The 3,139-nt window shown below is 74.8% G+C and carries 5 protein-coding genes; 3 read left to right on the top strand and 2 right to left on the bottom strand.

Annotation, left to right across the window (positions count from 1 at the left end):
* The first annotated feature begins 165 nt into the window (after positions 1-165).
* Both ACFV4G_RS43275 and ACFV4G_RS43280 read left to right on the top strand, forming a co-directional pair.
* Positions 166-951 (top strand): DUF4239 domain-containing protein, encoded by a 786-nt coding sequence (locus ACFV4G_RS43275; protein WP_380449129.1) that lies wholly within the window; start codon positions 166-168, stop codon positions 949-951.
* Positions 952-994: 43 nt separating this feature from the next.
* Positions 995-1,408, top strand: a complete 414-nt coding sequence (locus ACFV4G_RS43280; protein WP_380449131.1) for a PPOX class F420-dependent oxidoreductase — start codon at positions 995-997, stop codon at positions 1,406-1,408.
* Positions 1,409-1,415: 7 nt separating this feature from the next.
* On the opposite strand, the gene ACFV4G_RS43285 is transcribed toward ACFV4G_RS43280, so the two are convergent.
* Positions 1,416-2,213 carry an MBL fold metallo-hydrolase gene (locus ACFV4G_RS43285; RefSeq protein ID WP_380449132.1) on the bottom strand — a complete coding sequence of 266 codons (798 nt, stop codon included), beginning with the start codon at positions 2,211-2,213 and terminating at the stop codon, positions 1,416-1,418.
* Positions 2,214-2,273: 60 nt separating this feature from the next.
* Here ACFV4G_RS43285 and ACFV4G_RS43290 point away from each other — a divergent pair, with 60 nt between their 5' ends.
* Positions 2,274-2,666: an NTP pyrophosphohydrolase gene (locus ACFV4G_RS43290; RefSeq protein WP_380449134.1), complete on the top strand. Its 393-nt coding sequence runs from the start codon at positions 2,274-2,276 to the stop codon at positions 2,664-2,666.
* A 14-nt stretch (positions 2,667-2,680) separates the two neighbouring features.
* Here ACFV4G_RS43290 and ACFV4G_RS43295 read toward each other — a convergent pair.
* Positions 2,681-3,139 (bottom strand): hypothetical protein (locus ACFV4G_RS43295; RefSeq protein WP_380449136.1); only part of this gene is annotated, 459 nt, incomplete at its 5' end.

Raw genomic sequence — 3,139 nt, forward strand, 5'->3', positions numbered from 1 at the left:
GGCCACAACGGCGGGCCCGCCCGCCCCGGGTACCCACGGCTCCCCCGCCGTCGGCGGTTGCACCGGCACCCGGGGCTCCACCGGCACCGGCCGCCGCCGTCTGGCCCGCCGCGCCCGCGCCCTCGTCCACAGCGCCCGCCCCCGCCGCTGAGCCCGGGGGGCTACATGGAACTCTGGCTGCTCAACAGCTTCTCGACCGTCACGCTGACCCTCCTGGTGGTCGGCGGCTCCGTCCTGCTGGCCATCGCCGCCAGCACGCTCGCCACCCGCCGGTTCCCCCGGCTCGTGGAGGGCGAGAACAACGACATGGTCGGCGTCGTGCTCTCCCTGTTCGGCGCGATCTACGGGATCATCCTGGCCTTCGTCATCGTCAACCTGTGGACCCAGTTCCAGGACACCCAGAAGGTGGTCGCCACCGAGGCCACGTCGATCTCCCAGATCGTCCGCGACGCCCGCGCCTTCCCGCCGGACGCCCAGGCCACCGTCGACGGCGCCGTCCGGGACTACGTGCACGCCGTCGTCGAGCAGCAGTGGCCGCTCATGAACGCCGGGCACGGCGACTTCGCGGCGACGTCCGCCAAGGTGGACGACTTGTACACGGCGCTGCGCGCCTACGAGCCGCAGACCCAGTCCCAGCAGGCCTTCTACGCCGAGGCCCTGGACAGCCTGAACGACGCGGTCGGCCAGCGCCGCGCCCGGATCTTCGCCAGCCGCGACGAACTGCCGGCGCTGCTCCAGGTGCTGATCCTCGGCGGCGCGGTGGTCATCATGCTGCTGACGTTGCTGTACGGCATCCGCAGCCGGCGGACCAGGCTGCTGTTTGTCGGCTCGGTCGCCGCGCTGATCGGCTTCAGCCTGCTGCTCGTCCCGGTGCTGGACCGGCCGTTCGCCGGGGGCGTGAGCGTGTCGCCCGAACCGTTCAAGCAGAGCGCCCTGGCCGAGTTCTGGTGACGTCGGCGCAGGTGGGCGCCCCGCTCGTCCTAGACTTCCGGCCATGACCACCCCTGACCCCGCTTCGCGGGAACGGCTCGCCCGGCTCGTCGAGCTGTCCTCCGGCAGCTACCTGCTCGTCACCACCTACAAGAAGGACGGCACCACCGTGCCGACCCCGGTCTGGGTGGTCCGCGACGGCGACGCGCTCGGCGTCTGGACCGTCGCGGACTCCTGGAAGGTCAAGCGGATCCGCAACCGCGCGGACGTCCTCGTCGGCCCCTGCGACGTCAAGGGCCGCCCCACCGGCGACCAGCACCCCGCCACCGCCGAACTCCTCGGCCCCGAGCGGACCGCCGCCTACCGCACGCTGCTGCGCCAGAAGTACGGCCTGCTGGGCGTGCTCACCCTGCTCGGCAGCCGCATCCGGCGCGGCGAGCGCGGCACGGTCGGGATCCGGATCACCCTGAACGACTGAGCCCCGCCTACGCGTGCGGGTCCGCGAGGACGCTGGGCAGGCCGACGAAGTCGGACTCCGGGCCGAACCGCTGCTCCAGCGCGTCCGCCAGGCCGTTCAGCGCGGCGGCGCCGTCGCCGTGGAAGGACGAGCCGTGCATCACGGCGAGCGTGCGCGGCCGGAGTTCGGCGAGGGCCCGCAGCGTCGTCGCGGCGGCGGTCAGGCAGGACGTCTGGCGGAACAGCCGCTCGGATTCGAGGGCCGCCTCGACGAGGTCCCCGTCGGTGACGGGCGGGCCGTCGCCGAGGTGGGTGAAGAGGTCCCCGCAGAAGAGGGTGCGGGTCTGCTCCTCGAAGAGGACGCGGGCCTCCCAGCCGTGCGGCACGTGCGGGGTGTTGAGGTTGCGCACCCGCCGCCGCACCCGCCGGCCGCCGAGGTCGAGCACGTCGCCGAGGTCCAGCGGCTCGCCGTCGTCCATCGGCACCGGCGGGCGGTCGGCGAGGTCGTTCAGCGACACCAGGCAGCCCAGCGTGTTGTGCGCGACCCGCGCGTTCGGCGCGGCGGCCAGGAACTCGTTCATCGACCCGCACTCGTCGGCCTCGACGTGTCCGAACGTCACCCAGCGCAGCCGTTCCAGCGGCACGACGCGGCCGATCGCCTCCGACACGGCCGGGAACAGCGCCCGCATGCCGGTGTGGAAGAGCAGCGGCTCCTCGGCGTCGACCAGGAACTGGTTGAACGTGAAGCCGGCGGGCGGCGCGATCTCCGGGACGTACGTCGAGACGCGGTAGATGCGGTCGCCGATCTCGTCGATGCGGGTGTGCATGGGCCACTTCCCTCGTGGGTGCGACCGGCGGGCGGGCCCGGCGTGGCAGGCTTTCCGGTCATGGGTGACAACGCGGTACCGCTGCTGGTCGTGGACGGTGCGAACGTCGTCGGGTCGGTGCCCGACGGGTGGTGGCGGGACCGGCGCGGGGCGGCCGAGCGGCTGCGCGACGCGCTGGTCCCCGTCGCCGGGCGGGGTCTGCCCGGGCGGGCCGGGCCGCTGGACGTGGTGCTGGTGGTCGAGGGCGCGGCGCGCGGCGTGGCGGAGGTGCCCGGGGTCCGGGTGGTCGCCGCCGCGGGGAGCGGCGACGACCTGATCGTCGAGGTGGTCCGGGCCGCCAGGGCCGAGCGGCCGGACCGGGACTGCCTGGTCGTCACCGCCGACCGAGAGCTGCGGGCCCGGGTCGGTGCGCTCGGCGCCGCCGTCACCGGGCCGCGGTCCGTCCGGCCCTGAGGACGGTCGGCCGGTCAGTACCGGACGGCCTTCACCACCACCGGGACCAGCCGCTGCTCGGTGTGGCTGCTGAACGCCACGGGGGACGCCAACTCGTCGCGCGGGACGTTCTCGGCGCCCACGACGGTGCTGTCGACCGTCATGCCGTTGGTGTCGGTGAAGTCGACCTGCACGGCGTAGGAGGCGGTGTCCAGGCCGTTGTTGCGGATGGTCACCACGACGGCCGGCAGGCCGCCGGTGTCCGTGAGCGGGACGCCGGTGATCGTGACCGCGCCGAGGGCGTTGCCGCCGTTGGGGGCCTGGGCGAGGGCGGAGACGGCCTTGTCGTGGGCCATCGCCTGCTGGGCGGAGACGGACGCGGCGAAGGCGGCCGCCGCCGCCGGCGCCGCGGGGGGGGGCCCCGGCGCCGGGGGGGGCGCCCCGCGCGCGCCCCGCGGGGCGGGCGCGGGGGGCGGCCCCGGCGCGCGGGGCGG

This window comes from Kitasatospora sp. NPDC059747 (assembly GCF_042732955.1).
In the GTDB taxonomy this organism is placed as follows: domain Bacteria; phylum Actinomycetota; class Actinomycetes; order Streptomycetales; family Streptomycetaceae; genus Kitasatospora.